The sequence below is a fragment of the Arsenicibacter rosenii genome (assembly GCF_001870735.1).
Classification (GTDB): domain Bacteria; phylum Bacteroidota; class Bacteroidia; order Cytophagales; family Spirosomataceae; genus Arsenicibacter; species Arsenicibacter rosenii.
This window is the reverse complement of the sequence record NZ_MORL01000116.1, coordinates 1-1,750: the sequence shown is the minus strand read 5'-3', so window position 1 is coordinate 1,750 and position 1,750 is coordinate 1. Positions and strand designations below refer to the sequence as shown.

Genomic DNA, 1,750 nt, shown 5'->3' with positions numbered 1-1,750 from the left:
GCGGGCTTTAAACCGGCCGGTGACCTGATTCTGGACCGGCTCTCCGAATCGCAGAAAGAGCAGGTCCAGAATCAGGCCGAACGGCAGGCGCAAATCAATGAAGAGGAAGATGCCACTCTGCGGGAGCTTTATCACAAACAGGAACAAGTGCGGGCGCGGATGCAGAAAAAGATGACTGATGCCATGGCCAATGCCGGTATGTTTAATGACATGAATGAGATAGCCGGTATGAGCCCTGACATCGAAAGCACTTACCAGCTGGCTGATCTGGACCTACAGATTGAGCAACGGAAATTACAGATCGAACTGGAACAGCTCACTAAAGCAGGAGCGTCGTATGCCGACAAGCTGCCGGTTCAGCGTAAGCTAAACTGCATTCCCGGACAGCGCCAACTCTGGCTCAAATACCGCAACGATGTTTCTGCGCTGCGTAAACGCTACAAAAATCCTGATACAGATCCTGACTATCGGGAAAAAAGCAGCCGGTTATTGCTACAGGTGAATGAACAGGTACAGAAAAACTGTCAGCATTAAAAAAGATAACGGATATTGGTATTCACAAAATGCAGAAAACCTTATTTAAGGGCTATTGTGACGGGTAAATTTATTTCTTTGTAACGTTCCGGGCCAGAGATAAGGCTAGTAGCCATTGTCTGTCCTGGCCTTGGAGTAAGTCGGCAATGCGGGTTTCAAGCGTATAGTCGGGCAGTGTTCCTCTTCCCTTCCCTCCCATAGATAACGCATTCCAGTAGCCATACATATTAATTTTGAGACCTAGTTCTGAGTTTGGTAATTTGATCAACGCATTCAGTCCTGACGTGTTGCCTTCGGCTGTTCCACCACTTTCTTCGCCAATAAAAACAGCGTTGGTCAGTTTTTGCAGGGTCGCTGTCACATCCGCCGATGTCGAGAACGTACCTCCATCCATCAGCACAAACACGCTACCCATAAATGGATGTTTGCCGGGCGGCTGTTCGCCCACGCCAGTGTGCAATGAAGGCTTCACTAAATAGCCCCCATTGGAGTCAGGCATTGTTCCTTCGCGAAGGCTCACAAACGTTTGGGGTTTCCAGGTAGCAAAGGAAGGTGCAATTGATTGTAAATGAATTCGGTCAAAATACCGAAAAGGCTTGTCTGTAAACTGCGAAACCAAAGCGGCTCCATATTCGTCCACCCCTCCGCCATTGCCACGAAGGTCCAGAATGAGGGCTTTGGTGTTTTCCCGTTTTAATAGCAGAAACAGGCTATCCAGTTTCGATACAAACGCTTGTCCATCAAACGCCTTGATCCGCAGACCAGCAATCGACTTATCGTCGACGAAGCGTAGGGATATATTATCTTTCGATCCATTCAGCTGATTGGCAGCTTTCATCATCGGATCATTAACGCGGTTAGCATTCCGGTTCGTGGTCCGTTCGCTGCTAAGTACACCGGCAACCATAACGCTCATTTCCTTACCCACCGTATTGCTGACGACAACGGTAAACTCTGGCGACTGATCGATGAATAACCAGAAGCTTTGGGCGAAAAGGCGTTCGAGCCGTTTTCGTTTGCCTGTTTGAATGTAGCCGTCACCTGAAATTCGTTCCAATATCAGTCCAATAATCTCCGGGGCTTTTCGCCCGTTAATGCTCAGAATCTCCATACCCGGCATGATCGTCTCATTGTCCGGTGTATCATTGTAGGTAACCATAAGTTTTTCCCCTTCGAGCATGACCTGAAAGGGAAATAAACGGGCATGAGCTAGTTG

General features: G+C 48.3%; 2 protein-coding genes. One reads left to right on the top strand and one right to left on the bottom strand.

The genetic code is table 11. The features are described from left to right. Nucleotides 1–534: hypothetical protein (locus BLX24_RS33055; protein WP_177225974.1), on the top strand; the 534-nt coding region annotated here is incomplete at its 5' end. A gap of 70 nt (nucleotides 535–604) precedes the next feature. Here BLX24_RS33055 and BLX24_RS30175 read toward each other — a convergent pair. After that, nucleotides 605–1,750, bottom strand: a 1,146-nt coding sequence (locus tag BLX24_RS30175) for a S41 family peptidase (protein WP_071506891.1), incomplete at its 5' end; no start/stop codon positions are given.